The following is a 14391-nucleotide window of genomic DNA, read 5'->3' as shown; positions in this document are numbered from 1 at the left end:
CGTGCCCGCGCCCGATCTTTTTCTTGCCCTTCTCTTCTTATCCAGAAAAAGAAAAAGGACACCGGGGGTTACCCGATGTCCTAATTTTTGCGCAAAAAAGCAAAAGTTCTAAATAAAAAAAAGAGGGAAGATCGGTTATGAAACCTCTCTTACACCCCTTCGATATTCTGACTTCTTTTGTTCAAATAGTTCTCTTGGTAGTCCTTCACTTCATTAGCGTGAACGACCCAAGCTGCTCCTCGACGAGTAGCTTTCAGCAGACCCACGCGCGTAGCGTAGTAGATCTTCTGTGCTGGTACGTTGAGTAGTTTTGCGACTTGATTAATCGAATAGAATCCCTTGTGGTTATCAAACAAGAGTTCTCCGTTAAACATAGATTTCGTTCTAGAATATTTGAGTTTTCTATAGTTCTCAAGGTCTTCCAGATTGATAGTCCAACGAGTTGTGTCTTTCGATGCTTTCAGCTTCTTCTGCTTAATTGCAACGTAGATAGCTTGACGAGTAACATTGTTAATCCGCGCAGCTTCTGTAATAGAAACAACTTTTTTCGTGGACGTAGAATCTTCGATAATCACACCTTCGGTGAGGTGATTTGTATCGTGTTCCATAGCTTTTAAATCCTCCTAATATAGCCTGTTCTAAAAAGAGGCACTGACAAGTTACTTTTCATCCAGCTCGCCTCTCGTTTTTAGTTTTTTTCTACGCCAAAATAGGTTTCTTTTTATTATTAGAGTATCATCTATAATGGTGATCAATAATTATCACATAAAATTGAATTGAGGGCAACCCTCTTTTGATTTTTTTGAAAAATTTTTATACCCCCTCCCCCTCTCCCCAGGTTTTTATCGTGGCCATAAACTTCTGAGCTCCTGTATGCTACGCCTAAACTGGTCTAGGGAGGATTTTCATGCTTTTTCGACTAATCTCGCTATTCCTTCTCTTTTTCTCCCCCTATCTCCTTGAAGCTAAGCCACCTGCGCTTTCATCTCGCGATACGAAAATAAAAATCGAAGAAATCTTAAAAGCGCACGTCTGCTACCAGTCGCTAACTCCCGAGCTAATAAAGAGATCTATAGAGAACTACTTAGATGAAATCGACCCCTCAAAAGCTTATTTTATTGATTCTGAGATAGTTAAATGGACAAACCCCTCGGAAGAGCTCCTAACGAAGACCCTAGAGGGGTGTAAGAAGGAGGATTTCTCCACTTTTGAGGCGATCCACGAGACTTTCCTTCTTGCAGTACAACGAAGGGCCCGCCTCGAAGAACAGGTCTTAAACATGCCTATTACGGAGGGCGTGCAACCCTCTGAGTTTAAAGACATTAAGTGGGCCAAAAGCGAGGACGAGCTTCTCACTCGCCTATCTCGCATAAGGTCTTTACAATTAGACGTTTCGGACAAGCTTGATCGTGAGGGAAAAGACAAGTTTTACGAAAAGCTTACGAAAAGACGTAAAAACAGAGAGGCCGAACTTACGGGTGCATCCACCACAGAGAAGAAGCAGATCGTCTACTCTTATGTTTTAAAGGCGATTACTTCGGCCCTCGACTCTCAAACTGTCTATTTTACACCCACCGAAGCAAACCAGTTTCTGATTCAGGTCCAGCAGAGATTATTTGGAATCGGCGTTCAACTTAGAGACGACCTCAGCGGCTTTTCTGTCGTCAAAATTCTCGACGGCGGACCAGCAAATCAGAGTAAAAAATTAAAAGTAAACGACCGCATTATCGCTGTGAACGGAGAGCCAGTGGTTGGGATGGATATCGCCGAAGCCGTCGAGCTAATTCGCGGTCAGAAGGGGACCTCCGTTCTTCTCACAGTTCTCAGACCTCAAGTCGAAGGGGAAAATAAGAGCGATGAGAAGCTAGATGTTGAAATTACTCGAGGAGAGGTGGTGCTTAAAGAGACTCGCCTCGAAACCTCTTATGAGCCTTACGGAGATGGCGTCATCGGCGTTCTCCACCTCTTCTCATTCTATCAAGACTCAACAACCTCTTCCGCAGCCGATCTTGCAAAAGCGATTGAAGATCTCAAAAAAGCACACAATCTGAAGGGGATTGTGCTCGACCTTAGAGACAACTCTGGCGGCCTCCTTTCGCAGGCAGTTTCCGTTAGCGGCCTATTCATTACAAAGGGCGTAGTGGTCTCAGTAAAGGACAACACCGGAGCTTCTCAAAGACTGCGCAACATCGAAGCGAAGCCAGTTTGGGACGGACCTCTTATCATTGCAATCAACAGGGCGAGCGCCTCATCTGCGGAGATCGTTGCCCAAGCACTTCAAGATTATGGAAGAACTATTCTGGTTGGAGACAAAGAGAGCTTCGGAAAAGGAACTTTTCAATCGTTTACCCTTGAATCTGCCAATTTTGCAAAAGTGAATCCTAAAGGCGAGTATAAAGTGACGAGAGGTAGATACTACACAGTCTCCGGAAAGAGCCCTCAGCTCACAGGCGTTCAAGCAGATATCGTCGTTCCTGGTATTCTTTCTGAGCTTGAAATTGGAGAAAAATTCTCGAAATTTCCTGTTGGAAACGATCAGATCGAACCTAGCTTTGAAGATGATCTATCCGATATTCCCTATGCTCACCGAGACCAGATCGCCAAGCTCTATCGCTTTAACCTTCAGCCTATCCTTAAGACCTACCAGCCCTATCTGCCCGTGCTGGCTAAAAACTCTCAAGACCGCATTGAGAAGAATAAGAACTATCAGACCTTCCTCAAAGAGATCGCCAAAAAGGACAACTTCTCCGAAGAGGCCCTCCCCTTCGGACAGGCCGATCTCCAGCTCGAAGAGTCGATCAACATCATGAAAGACCTCATCTTCCTCATGAACCTCTCCAAATAACAGGAAGAGCGCTCGGAGAAGAAACGGACAAAAAACGGACGTTAACGGACAGGAAATGGACAAAAACGGACACGCGCTAAAGAAAGAATTCTTTCCTTCTTTCTTGCCCGCCTGTCCGTTTCTCGTCCTTTTTTGTCCGTTTCCTGTCCGTTAATGTCCATTTTCCCGGGCGGGCTTCTTCTCCGTGCGCAAACTAAATTCTTTAGTTTGCGCGTGGCTACTGAGCTTGCTTTCTTTGGGCAAAAGCACGAAAATAGGGGCCGATTTACTAACCCCACTTAAAAAAATGACTGTACGCGTACGCATTGCTCCTTCTCCCACTGGCGACCCTCACGTAGGGACAGCTTATATGGCTCTGTTTAACCTAATCTTCGCACGCCACTTTGGAGGCAAGTTCCTCCTGCGTATCGAAGACACCGATCGCACGCGCTCGCGACCAGAATATGAGAAGAGCATCTACGACGCTCTGAGATGGGCTGGCATTCAGTGGGATGAGGGACCCGATGTCGGAGGTCCTCACGGCCCTTACCGTCAGTCGGAGAGAACTGAGATCTATCGCAAATACTGTCAAAAACTCCTGGACGACAATAAAGCTTATAAGTGTTTTGCAACCCCAGAGGAGCTGGCCGAGATGCGCGAAATGAGCATCAAGCTCGGACAGCGCGTGGGCTACGATCGCCGCTACCGCAACTGCAGCCCTGAAGAGGTGGAGCGCCGCGAAAAAGAGGGGCAGCCCTATGTGGTGCGTCTCAAGGTGCCACTCACTGGAGAGTGCGTCTACGAAGATGGAATCAAAGGCAGAATCACTTGTCCTTGGGCAGATATCGACGACCAGGTGCTGATGAAATCGGACGGCTTTCCAACCTACCACTTGGCAAACGTCGTGGACGATCACCTGATGGAGATCTCCCATGTGATCCGAGGAGACGAGTGGATGAGCTCTACGCCTAAGCACATCCTGCTCTATGAATCTTTCGGCTGGACTCCTCCAGTATTCATGCACATGCCTCTGCTACTTGGAAAAGATGGCAAAAAGCTCTCGAAACGTAGAAACCCGACCTCGATCTTCTATTATAGAGATAGCGGCTACCTTCCAGAGGCGTTTGTCAACTTCATGACCCTCATGGGCTACAGCATGAAAGATGACAAAGAGATCTACTCTCTCGAAGAGATCATCCGCGACTTCGATCCTAAGAGAATCGGGGTCTCAGGCGCATTCTTCGACATGCAGAAGCTAGAGTGGATGAATCAGCAGTATCTGATCAATCAGATCCCAGAAGATAAGCTGTGGGAGAAGATCCGCGAGTGGAGCTTCAGCGATGAGTTCATGAAGAAGCTGATGCCTCTTGTGCACACGCGCATCAAGACATTCGGCGAGTTCATGGAGCTCTGCCAGTTCTTCTTCATCAACCACCTCACCTACTCGGATGAGCTTCTCTGTCCGTCGGGTCTTGCGCGCGAGAAGGCAGCGCTCCTCCTTCAGCCTATCATCATGAGCATGGATGAGCAGGAAGATTGGGGAAAGACAGGCATCGAGAAGGCCTCTCGCGACGTCGCAGAGGTGTTTGGCGTCAACCACAAGAAGGTGGTCATTCCAATATTGTATGGAGCCCTTACAGGCAAACGCTCGGGGCTGCCCCTATTTGATTCAGTTGCGATCTTAGGAAAAGACCGCTGCCGAGCACGCCTCTTGCAAGCGATCGACTTCCTCGGAGGAATTTCAAATAAAAAAATGGATCAGTTGAACAAAGGATGGACAAAGCGGGATTGCAAAGAATTACTTCAATAAACGCCAAACTCTTCGTCTTTTTGGCTCTCTTTCTGCTCCTCTTCCAGAGAGGTGTCAGAGATGATGTATACGGGCTGGTTGTACCCCATGTCTGTGCATGCGCCGAGGAGGCTAGCGCCAAGAAGAATGAGAAATGTAATATATCGCATGCCCGTTTCCTAGATAGTCAGAATTATTCTTTATCTTTTTTAACAATCTTTTGTCTATGACTATTTCAGATTCAACAGATCCTAAACTCACAGCGAAACCAACCAGGGCGGCTCCCTTTTCTGCCAAGATCAAGGAGAGATACTCCTTAACCGGTAACGGATCTACTAAAGAGACCTACCACATCTCTCTCGATTTAAAAAATTCTGGAATCGAATTTAAAGTCGGCGACTCGGTGGGGATTTTTGGGCAGAACGACCCTATCCTCGTTCAGCATCTTCTCGATGCGATGCACGCAAACGGGGATGAGATTGTTCTGGATACTCGCGCAAACCAGCAGATCTCTGTGCGCGAATTTCTTTTAATGCGTGCCAATCTCTCCAGACTCACCTCCTCTTTTCTGAAAATTCTCCACGAAAATGCTGCATTTAAAAATGAGAGTATCGACCAGCTCCTTCAACCAGAGAATAAACCTCTCCTCGCTGATTTTCTTAAACAGAACGACCCTCTCGCCCTCCTAAGAGAGTACAGAGATGTTAAAGCTCCTTTACAAGAGCTCTGCACACAGTTTGGTCCTATGCTGCCTCGCTTCTATTCGATCGCCTCGTCTCAGAAGATGATTCAGGATGAGGTGCACCTTACTGTAAGCGTGACCTCGTACACATACGCAGGCGAGCGCCGCTACGGGGTTGCTAGCCACTTTCTCTGTCACTTAGCCGAAGAGAATAAGACGCCTATCCCTCTTTATGTACAGCCAACTCATAGCTTTGTCCTCCCAGAAAAAAATGATGCTCACATCATCATGATCGGGCCTGGAACGGGCGTCGCTCCCTTCCGCGCCTTCATGCAAGAGCGCATTGCTCTCGACCACTCGGGAAAAAACTGGCTCTTTTTCGGTGAGCGCAACAGAAAGAGCGACTTCTTTTATGAAGAGTTTTGGAACTCGCTCGTCGCAAAACAGAAGCTAAAACTAGATCTTGCCTTCTCACGTGATACTGACGAGAAGGTCTATGTCCAACACAAGCTTCTAGAAAACGGGAAAGAGCTCTGGTCCTGGATTCAGGGAGGCTCTCACATCTACGTCTGCGGAGATGCGGAAAAAATGGCAAAGGATGTCGATGCAGCTCTTCATCAGATTGTTGAAAAAGAAGGCGAGATGAGCTCCGAAGAGGCTAAGGCCTTTGTCAAAGGACTCCGCACACAAAAACGGTATCTTCTCGATGTCTACTGAGACGATCGAATCCAGAGAAAAGCCGGAGCGCGGGTGTTCTAAAACGCGCCTTGCACTGCTATGGATGAACCTCAGCAGCGAGCCTTTAACCGCTCTCTACACGCTTCTGCCTTTCATCCTCCGAAAAGATCTACACGCCACCCTCTTTCAGATCTCGCTTTTTGTGATGTTAAAGCCGGTCCTCTCCGTCTTCTCTTTCTACTGGAGCGCCTACATCTCAAACAGAAGAGAAAAACTGAGATCAAACCTTATTGGCGCCTGGGTACTCGCCCGCCTTCCTTTTCTACTTCTTCCCTTGATCGACAACGTCTGGTTCCTTCTTCTTGCCGCTAGCTGCTACCAGCTCTTCAGCCGCGCCAGTAACCCCGCGTTAATCGAGATCTTAAAGCTAAATATTCCCAAGGCGCCCAGGGAAAAAGCCTTCTCCTTCTACTATGTGCTCAGCTTCATTGAAAGCGTAGCCTTAGGCCTTGCCATCGGAGATGTTCTGGATGGAAGCGTGGGATACTGGAGAGTTCTATTTCTACTCGCCTCAGTTGTTGGACTTAGCAGCATTCTATTTCAGATGCGCATTCCCATTCCAAAGAATGAGAGCGAGATCGCGGGCTCTCCTCCACTTAAGCGCAGCCTGATCGCTCCTTGGAAGGAGTGTTTTGCTCTTCTTAAAGCGCGGCCCGATTTTGCTCACTTCCAGTGGGGCTTTATGATTGGAGGCTTTGGGCTTATGCTTATCGCCCCATCGCTATCCATCTTCTATTCAGATGTTCTTGCCCTTACTCATGGAGACATCGCCATCGCTCGCTTTGTTCTCATGGGGATAGGAGTAGCACTCTCCTCATTCCTGTGGAGACGCGGCATTGAGAAGATCCAGATTCCTAAGCTCACCTCCTGGATACTCATCGGCTTTGCTCTCTTTCCCCTCGCCCTTCTCTTTGCTCCCTACAGCAAGCTATTCGTCTACCTCGCCTTTTTCATCTATGGAATCGCACAGGCTGGCAGCCACCTCCTGTGGAATCTCTCTGGTACCCTCTTTTCCAAAGAGGGGGATAGTCTACCCTTCTCGACTACCAACATATTGATGGTCGGCATACGCGGAGCTGTAGGACCCCTTCTCGGAGGCATCCTCTGCGACCTCTTCGGCCCCTCAGCAATGCTCTCCTGCGGCGTCCTCATTGCCCTCTACGGCTCCCTCCGCATGATCCGCACAAAAAAACCCTCCCCCGAACTCTCCTAACAGCAAAAATTTAGAATTTTTGCTGAACTTTAGAAAAAGCTAACGATAGACATGTCGGGTAGGCCAGGGGAAAGCTTCGCTTTCTCTCCGGGCCTCCCTGCGACCCTCTTGCGCTTCACCTCGCTTTGCCAAATCGTGTGCTCGAAAACAGAGTGGGCCATTGCCCTACCCTGTGCGCCTGCCCGGCTTTTCTGCGCTTCGATTTTGCTGTGCGATCTGAAGCGAAGGCCTGCGCCTTACTGCGTGGCGCAGAAATGATGCGGCTTCGCCGCTATGAAGAAAGAGATTGAAGAGGGAAGTTCTTAGTCTCTTTAGATACATCTGCGATTGACGTGAAAGGGGCCCCGCACCCGAGACGTTAGTCCGGCGGGGTATGAACGCATGAGCAGCCGATCGATTCAGATCGCACAGCAAAATTGCACCGCAGGAGAAGCGCGGCGAGCGCGCCAGGGGTCGTACAGAGGTACGCCCCTTCTCCGAGGACGCGATTTGGCAAAGCGAGGTGAAGCGCAAGGTGGTCGCAGGAGGTGTAGCGTAAGCGCACACCATCCGACATGTCTATCCTGCTAAACACAAAATACTTTCAAAATATGGCGGGTTGTCCGGAAGGACAACTATTTGTGAGGCTGAATGGTGGTGAGGATGCAGAAGCACTGGAGGCCGTCGCCGCAGCCAAAGTCGGTGAGGCCGTCGCCGGAGGTTGCGGTGATGCCCACTTGAGACTCATCGAGCTTCATGACAGAAGCTATCTTCCTTCTCATCTCCAGAACGCGCGCTTGCATGCGAGGTCTCTTGCCTTCGATGGTGAGAGCCACATGTTGGATGCGCTGAGAGCCCAGGGTCTCGAGGGCTCGCTCAAGATAGACCTGACTATCAGTGATCCCCTCTTTGTGACAGAGCTCGATCGCAACGCCTCCAAGAATGGGCACATGCGTGAGCGTCGTGATCGCATTGCAGATCGCATGAAAGACCACATCGCCATCTGAATCCGCATCTAATCCCGGGTTGTTCGGGAAGATGAGCCCTGCAATGATGCAGGGCTTGGTAGAAGTGGAAGGGAGAAACCGGTGGCTATCCTGTCCAATCCCCACTCGCGTGCATGGAAAAATAGTCATGCAAACGTCGTTTTAAGATTTTTCTCTTTCTCAGCCCGTTTCAGAGCGAAATCGATTAATCGATCTACGACTTGAGGAAAGGGAACTCCGCTAATCTCCCAGAGCTTTGGAAACATACTTGTGCTGGTAAAGCCGGGAATCGTATTGATCTCGTTCACGTAGACGGTTCCATCTTTTTTCAGAAAGAGATCGACACGCGCCATGCCCTCGCAGCAGAGCACCTTATATGCTCGTAAAGAGGCCTCTTGCACACGAGCGGTCTCTTGAGCTGTAATCGCTGCAGGAAGAACAAAGACTGTCCCGCTCTCTTCGATATACTTCGCCTCGTAAGAGTGGAAGTCATCTTTGGGAATCACCTCGCCTGGCAGTGAAACGATCGGACGCTCATCTCCCATGATCGAACATTCGATCTCGCGCCCATCGATAAACTCTTCGAGCAGAATTTTTCTGTCGTAGAGAAAAGCCTTATCTACCGCTGCTTGGTACTCTTTCTGATTTTTCACCTTCGAAACACCAACAGAAGAGCCCAAGTTTGCAGGCTTGATAAAGATAGGAAGTCCGAGCTCCTTCGACGCCTTCTCAAAGCTCATCTCATGAGCGTCATGCGCATCGAGAGAGATAAACTTTGCGGTGTTTAATTTTGCATCGCGCATCAGCCTCTTCATCACATCCTTGTCCATTCCGACGGCCGATCCCAAGATCCCTGGCCCAACGAAGGGAACTCCTGCCATTCTGAGAAGACCTTGAATTGCACCATCCTCTCCGTAAGTGCCATGCAGAACGGGAAAGATCACATCTAGAGGTTCAAAGAGACCTACTTGAGAGAGCTTCACGAGATTCTTATCTTCGGGATGGGCAACGAGAGCGACCTGATTTTTCGCTCCCTGCAGTTTCACTTTTTTGGGATTGTCTGCATTTAATAGATACTGGTAGGCGTCGCGCACGTGCCATTCGCCACTCTTATCGATGCCGATAAGAACCGGTTCATATCTGTTTTTATCGAGCGCCTCGATTACATTCTTTGCCGATAAAAGAGAGATCTCATGCTCGGCTGATCTGCCCCCAAAAACAACCCCTACTCTAATTTTTCTCTGCATAATTTTTGCCCCTATCCATAGACTGGTTTGGATGTCCTCAATACATATAGCAAATACGCAATTTGAATGGGAGCTCTCTCAAACTGGAGTCCCTGAGCTGCTCGCAACCCTCGAGAAGAATCCGGTCTATCTACAGCTCCAGTTTCTACCCTTTCTATATGCGGAAAAGACCGGTGGCGTGGCCGTGAGCTCCTCTCCTCCCGAGGAGTTTTGGCGGGCGCTAAAAAAGATGGGCATCGATCCCCCTAAGATCCACCTCCTCTCCGAAAAGGAGCTCTCCTCGTACAGCCAACTGGAATCCTGGGGAGCCTCAAGAAGCGTTGAAGCTTGGGCTAGAAGCCGCCATCTCGCCTACTCGATGCCCGACTGGGAGGTTGTCAAAAGGGTCAACTCCAAACTCTTCTCATCATCTAACTCTCCACAGCTTCCGGGCTCCAAGCTTCTGAATAATGAAGAGGAGGTCGCAAGCTGGTTGAACACTGGATCTGGTATGAAGGTCTTTAAAACCTGTTTTGGCGTTTCGGGGAAGGGGCACCTTCTCTGGGATCCTGAAAATCCTCCGGAAAAAGAGAGGCTCGTGAGCTTTCTCACAAGAGAGTGGCAAGCAGAGCGCGTGGTGATCGGAGAGCCGTGGGTGCATCGCCTTCTCGACTTTAGCACACAGTGGAAGATCGATTCAGGAATCCACTACTTGGGCGCAACGATCTGCGAAACCGACGCAAAGGGAGTTCATAAGAGAAATATCGCGGGGGATGAGCAGCAGCTGTTTGCTGGCAGAGAAGATTGTATCCGTGATCACAAGAAAGTGGCTCTGCCGATCTTAAAAGAGATGCAGCAGCTCGGCTACTTCGGCCACGTAGGAGTCGACGCGATGCTCTACAGAAGAGATGAGAGAGAGCATCTTCATCCTGTTGTCGAGATCAACGCGCGCAAGACGATGGGATGGGCAGCACTTGAAATTCAGCGCAGACACTTTCCCAACCAGCTTCTCTCACTCGCCTTTCTTCCTCACGCTTCTGCAGCATCACTGCTTCCCACTTCTCTCATCACATCACGCAACAAAGAGATCCAATTCTCTCGCAGCTTATCGTTAAGCTTCTCCTCAAAGTTGTCTCTGCTCAAAAAAATCTGAAAGCTGCATCACGTTCGTGTTTACTTTTAAATGAGAATCCCGCTAACAATAGAGGAAGAGAGTTACACGAAGTGAGTGCACGTGAACCTACCCGCGAATTCTAAATTTTTGCCTTTCGCGTCTTTTCCGTCGTATTTTCGTGCTGCTTCTTGGTCTACTTATTTAAGTATGTCCTGCGAAGCAGCACAAAAATCTGACGAAAAATCCATCAAAACTCAGAAACTTATAATTGGCGGATAGGTTCATGGACCTGATCAAGATTAAAGGCGGAGTTCCTCTTCAAGGAAGCGTCAAAGCAGCAGGCGCAAAGAACGCAGTTACGAAAATTCTAGTCGCTTCTCTTCTCTCTGACAAGCGCTGCACTCTCTACAACGTTCCCAACATCGCCGAAGTAGAAGTGACTGTTGAACTCTGCAAAGAGATCGGCAGCGAAGTCCACTGGGATAGAACAGAGGGCGTCATCGAGATCGTCACAAAATCTCTCAAAGCAACTTACATCCCTCAACGTTTTTCTGGATCTAACCGTATCCCGATTCTAATGATCGGCGCTCTTCTCGGAAGAACAGATGAGGATATCATCGTTCCAACCGCTGGCGGTTGCAAGATCGGTAAGCGTCCCGTCGACTTCCACATCAACGCACTCGAAAAGCTCGGAGCTTCGATCGAGTACCGCGAGATGAAAAAAGAGGGGTGCTACTTCGCCCGCGCACACCAGGGCCTCAAAGGCGCAGTCATCCAGCTCCCTTATCCTTCTGTTGGCGCAACCGAGAATGCAATTCTCGCTGCCGTTCGCGCAAAGGGAAGCACCGTAATCAAAAACGCCGCGATGGAGCCGGAGATCATCGACCTCATACTCTTCCTGCAAAAACTCGGCGTCGTTATCTCCACAGATATCGACCGCACCATCCACATTCAACAGACAACGCAGTTCTACGAAGTTGAGCACACGATCGTCACCGATAGAATTGAGGCCGCCTCTCTGGGGATGGCCGCGATCAGCACAAAGGGAAGAGTCTTTGTCGAAGGCGCGCAGCATCTAAATATGATCACCTTCCTCAACACCCTCCGCAAGATCGGCGCGGGCTTTCAGGTGAAGAACCAGGGCATCGAGTTCTACTACGACGGACCTCTGAAAGGAGGCATCCTCTTAGAAACAGATGTCTATCCAGGTTTTCTCACAGACTGGCAGCAGCCCTTCGTCGTTCTACTCACGCAAGCTGAAGGAAGCTCGATCGTTCACGAGACGGTATACGAGAATCGCTTTGGCTACACAGACGTTCTCCGCGAGATGGGCGCCAACATCGAGCTCTTCACTCACTGCCTCGGACCTCGTCCTTGCAGATTCTGTGCACAGAACTACAACCATAGCGCCATCATTAAAGGGCCTACCCCGCTCACCTCAAAAGACTTCACCATCCCCGACCTGCGCGGAGGCTTCGCCTACGTCATGGCGGCACTCATCGCTCCAGGCACCAGCACCCTATCGGGCGCAAAATTCCTCGACCGCGGTTATGAGAACCTCGTCGGCAAGCTCTCCTCTTTAGGAGCTGAGATCTCCCGCTCTCCCTTCGAGACCAAGGAGCATCCAGTCAAAGCCGTTGCCGCCGCCCTCTCTCCCAGCTAATTTTGGAGTGCGGGGACTCGTCACCGCTTTTCTCGAGATCGACCCGGCGATCTCTCTTTGAAGGGAGATATCGACAAGTCGATATCGAGAAAAGCGGCGCCAGGTCGCACGCACTCCAAAAAAGAAAAGAATCTCTTTTTTCCACTCGTTGACTTCTAGCTAGGCAGGCAGTAGAATTTAGCCCGTTTTTCCTCTAGGAATTGAGAAAAAATTAAAGAGGTTTATTTGAATAAAGCATGGCGGCAGATACAGCGCCAAAATTTCACAAGCTGCCACGCTCTCATGGATTTTCTTGAGATCGAAGAGGGGCTGCGCGCGCAGATCTTGAAAGCTCCAAAATTTCCTTTAAACTTGCCGCGTCGTCTCGCCGAAAAGATTGAAAAAAACTCTTTAAACGACCCCATTTTTCTGCAATTTGTTCCTCTGGATAAAGAGGCAAAAAGCGCTCCGAGCGGCTTCTGCTTAGATCCAGTGCAGGATGCGAGCTTCCGGAAGGGGAAGCGGCTTCTTCAGAAGTATGAAGGGAGAGCGCTCCTGCTAGCCACCTCTGCCTGCGCGATGAACTGCAGATACTGCTTCCGCAGGCACTTTGACTATCAAGAGAATGAGAGCTTCTTTGAGCAGGAGCTCGCCTCTCTCGAGAGCGACCCCACTATTTCCGAGATCATTTTGAGCGGGGGCGACCCCCTCTCTCTCGACAACAGAGAGCTGCGCAGGTTGATTGAGAGACTCTCTCTAATCCCTCATCTTAAAAGGCTTAGATTTCACACCCGCTTCCCCATCGGGATTCCGGAGAGAATTGATAGAGACTTTTTAGAGATTCTTAAAGAGAGCCGGCTGCAGACCTTCTTTGTCATCCACTGCAACCACCCGAAAGAGCTCGACGAGGAGATCTTCGCCGCGCTTAAATCGATTCAGAAGCTGGGGATTCCCGTCTTAAACCAGGCAGTGCTTTTAAAAGGGGTGAACGACGATGCTGCCACTCTCAAAGAGCTGATGCAGCTACTTGTAGATCAGGGCATCCTTCCCTACTACCTCCACCAGCTGGATCGAGTAGAGGGAGCGGACCACTTTGAAGTGGAGGAGAGGAGAGGGCAGGAGCTGATGAGAGAGCTCGCAAGCTCTCTCTCAGGCTACGCCGTTCCTAAATATGTGCGGGAGATCCCCGGAATGACAGAGAAGACCAGTCTTTTAAGACAAAGTTTCGTCAGCCCAGTGTTGTAGCGATTCAGAATAGATATCTTTCTCCTCCATGCTGCCCATAAAGAAGTTTTTTCCCATAGCTACAAGCGCTGCCACGGCTATTGTCAGCGATATCTTCGCTCCTACCCATGTGAGCTGCCTGAGCTTCTCCTGCGCTTCTTCTTCACAGACTAGTCCAACGAGGGAAGCTGGAATCGCCAGAATTGCGCGAAAAACAGCCTCCACCAGGGCTATGACCAGAGTTAACGCAAAGCCCGCCTCAGCCATAATTTTCCCAGGAATGGCGTAGCAGCAATCTTCGCCCACCGATCGCAGCATCCCAGATTCAGCTAAAAGAATGGATGAAAAGGATAACGCATGCATTGGGAAGTACTCTTTTGTTCCAACTTGAAATAGGTCTGTCATGCAACATTCTCCATTCTTTAGGCTTTTGCAGGTGTGGCTGCAGGGCTTTCATAAGCCCACCGCATCATCTCGTTGTGAACAACATCTTTAACTTGCATTTCTGCTGAAGAGAGATTTTTTCCGAGAGCATAAAAAGCAGCGAGCGCAGCACAGCAGGATATTTTTGTTCCCACCCAAGTGAACTGGCGAATCGCCTCTCCAGTCTCATCGCTCATGAAGAGGCCGACAAATAGCCCCGGAAGAGTTAGAACGGCGCGGATGACCAGCTCTGCGAGCGCAACCACGAGAGTTCCAGCAAAGAAGAGCTCGCAAACAAGCGTATTTAAAACGGTCTGATCCTGGCGCTGGCCATTAATACAAGTTCCATTACTCTGCCTTCTTACGCACCCGAATAGCGGTACAGAAGAGGACATTGCATAACATGGTAGAAGAGCATCCTTACCACCAATTTTCGCCGTCATATTATCTCCTTAGTTTTTATTTTTCTCTACCTCTTGCCAACCTAGACTTTCTGTCTAACGAACAGAGGTGCAACTGCGATTGCAAGCTCTGGTAAAAGACTCTCTTTG

14 protein-coding genes are annotated in these 14391 nt (G+C 49.4%); 7 read left to right on the top strand and 7 right to left on the bottom strand.

What is annotated here, in order from left to right; all coding sequences use genetic code 11:
* Positions 1–149: 149 nt before the first annotated feature.
* On the bottom strand, positions 150–608 hold the full coding sequence (locus HYX48_07955; GenBank protein MBI2743833.1) for a helix-turn-helix domain-containing protein: 459 nt from the start codon (positions 606–608) through the stop codon (positions 150–152).
* 299 nt (positions 609–907) lie between these two features.
* On the opposite strand from HYX48_07955, the gene HYX48_07950 reads away from it, so the two are divergent.
* Both HYX48_07950 and HYX48_07945 read left to right on the top strand, forming a co-directional pair.
* Complete coding sequence (locus tag HYX48_07950) at positions 908–2845, top strand: S41 family peptidase (protein ID MBI2743832.1); 1938 nt, start codon at positions 908–910, stop codon at positions 2843–2845.
* A 286-nt stretch (positions 2846–3131) separates the two neighbouring features.
* Positions 3132–4634: a glutamate--tRNA ligase gene (locus HYX48_07945; GenBank protein ID MBI2743831.1), complete on the top strand. Its 1503-nt coding sequence runs from the start codon at positions 3132–3134 to the stop codon at positions 4632–4634.
* On the opposite strand, the gene HYX48_07940 is transcribed toward HYX48_07945, so the two are convergent.
* Positions 4628–4783 carry a hypothetical protein gene (locus tag HYX48_07940; protein ID MBI2743830.1) on the bottom strand — a complete coding sequence of 52 codons (156 nt, stop codon included), beginning with the start codon at positions 4781–4783 and terminating at the stop codon, positions 4628–4630. The genes HYX48_07945 and HYX48_07940 overlap by 7 nt on opposite strands.
* A 56-nt stretch (positions 4784–4839) precedes the next feature.
* Between HYX48_07940 and HYX48_07935 the strand changes: the two genes are divergently transcribed.
* Together HYX48_07935 and HYX48_07930 are read left to right on the top strand one after the other, a co-directional pair.
* Positions 4840–6012 carry a sulfite reductase gene (locus tag HYX48_07935; GenBank protein ID MBI2743829.1) on the top strand — a complete coding sequence of 391 codons (1173 nt, stop codon included), beginning with the start codon at positions 4840–4842 and terminating at the stop codon, positions 6010–6012.
* Positions 6002–7246, top strand: a complete 1245-nt coding sequence (locus HYX48_07930; GenBank protein MBI2743828.1) for an MFS transporter — start codon at positions 6002–6004, stop codon at positions 7244–7246. Before HYX48_07935 ends, HYX48_07930 begins: the two co-directional genes overlap by 11 nt.
* Positions 7247–7604: 358 nt before the next feature.
* On the opposite strand, the gene HYX48_07925 is transcribed toward HYX48_07930, so the two are convergent.
* Genes HYX48_07925 through ddlA form a run of 3 tightly spaced genes read right to left on the bottom strand, consistent with a single transcriptional unit; the run spans position 7605 to position 9458 of the window.
* Positions 7605–7802 carry a hypothetical protein gene (locus tag HYX48_07925; protein MBI2743827.1) on the bottom strand — a complete coding sequence of 66 codons (198 nt, stop codon included), beginning with the start codon at positions 7800–7802 and terminating at the stop codon, positions 7605–7607.
* A 58-nt stretch (positions 7803–7860) separates the two neighbouring features.
* Positions 7861–8361 (bottom strand): 2-C-methyl-D-erythritol 2,4-cyclodiphosphate synthase, encoded by a 501-nt coding sequence (locus HYX48_07920; protein MBI2743826.1) that lies wholly within the window; start codon positions 8359–8361, stop codon positions 7861–7863.
* Positions 8358–9458: a D-alanine--D-alanine ligase gene (gene ddlA / locus HYX48_07915; protein ID MBI2743825.1), complete on the bottom strand. Its 1101-nt coding sequence runs from the start codon at positions 9456–9458 to the stop codon at positions 8358–8360. The genes HYX48_07920 and ddlA overlap by 4 nt, the downstream gene beginning before the upstream one ends.
* A gap of 31 nt (positions 9459–9489) precedes the next feature.
* Between ddlA and HYX48_07910 the strand changes: the two genes are divergently transcribed.
* The 3 genes from HYX48_07910 (at position 9490) to HYX48_07900 (ending at position 13438) form a co-directional block, all read left to right on the top strand.
* Entirely contained in the window at positions 9490–10590 is a 1101-nt protein-coding gene (locus HYX48_07910; GenBank protein MBI2743824.1) for a hypothetical protein, read from the top strand.
* 244 nt (positions 10591–10834) lie between these two features.
* Complete coding sequence (gene murA, locus HYX48_07905; protein MBI2743823.1) at positions 10835–12214, top strand: UDP-N-acetylglucosamine 1-carboxyvinyltransferase; 1380 nt, start codon at positions 10835–10837, stop codon at positions 12212–12214.
* Positions 12215–12424: 210 nt separating this feature from the next.
* Positions 12425–13438 carry a KamA family radical SAM protein gene (locus HYX48_07900; GenBank protein MBI2743822.1) on the top strand — a complete coding sequence of 338 codons (1014 nt, stop codon included), beginning with the start codon at positions 12425–12427 and terminating at the stop codon, positions 13436–13438.
* On the opposite strand, the gene HYX48_07895 is transcribed toward HYX48_07900, so the two are convergent.
* Both HYX48_07895 and HYX48_07890 read right to left on the bottom strand, forming a co-directional pair.
* Positions 13406–13822 carry a hypothetical protein gene (locus HYX48_07895; GenBank protein MBI2743821.1) on the bottom strand — a complete coding sequence of 139 codons (417 nt, stop codon included), beginning with the start codon at positions 13820–13822 and terminating at the stop codon, positions 13406–13408. The genes HYX48_07900 and HYX48_07895 overlap by 33 nt on opposite strands.
* A gap of 17 nt (positions 13823–13839) precedes the next feature.
* Positions 13840–14283, bottom strand: coding sequence for a hypothetical protein (locus HYX48_07890; GenBank protein MBI2743820.1), 444 nt, complete (start codon positions 14281–14283; stop codon positions 13840–13842).
* Positions 14284–14391: the final 108 nt, after the last annotated feature.

This window comes from Chlamydiales bacterium (assembly GCA_016185065.1).
Lineage (GTDB): Bacteria > Chlamydiota > Chlamydiia > Chlamydiales > Rhabdochlamydiaceae.
Note: the sequence above shows the minus strand (reverse complement) of the source record. Positions and strands in the feature narration are given on the sequence as shown.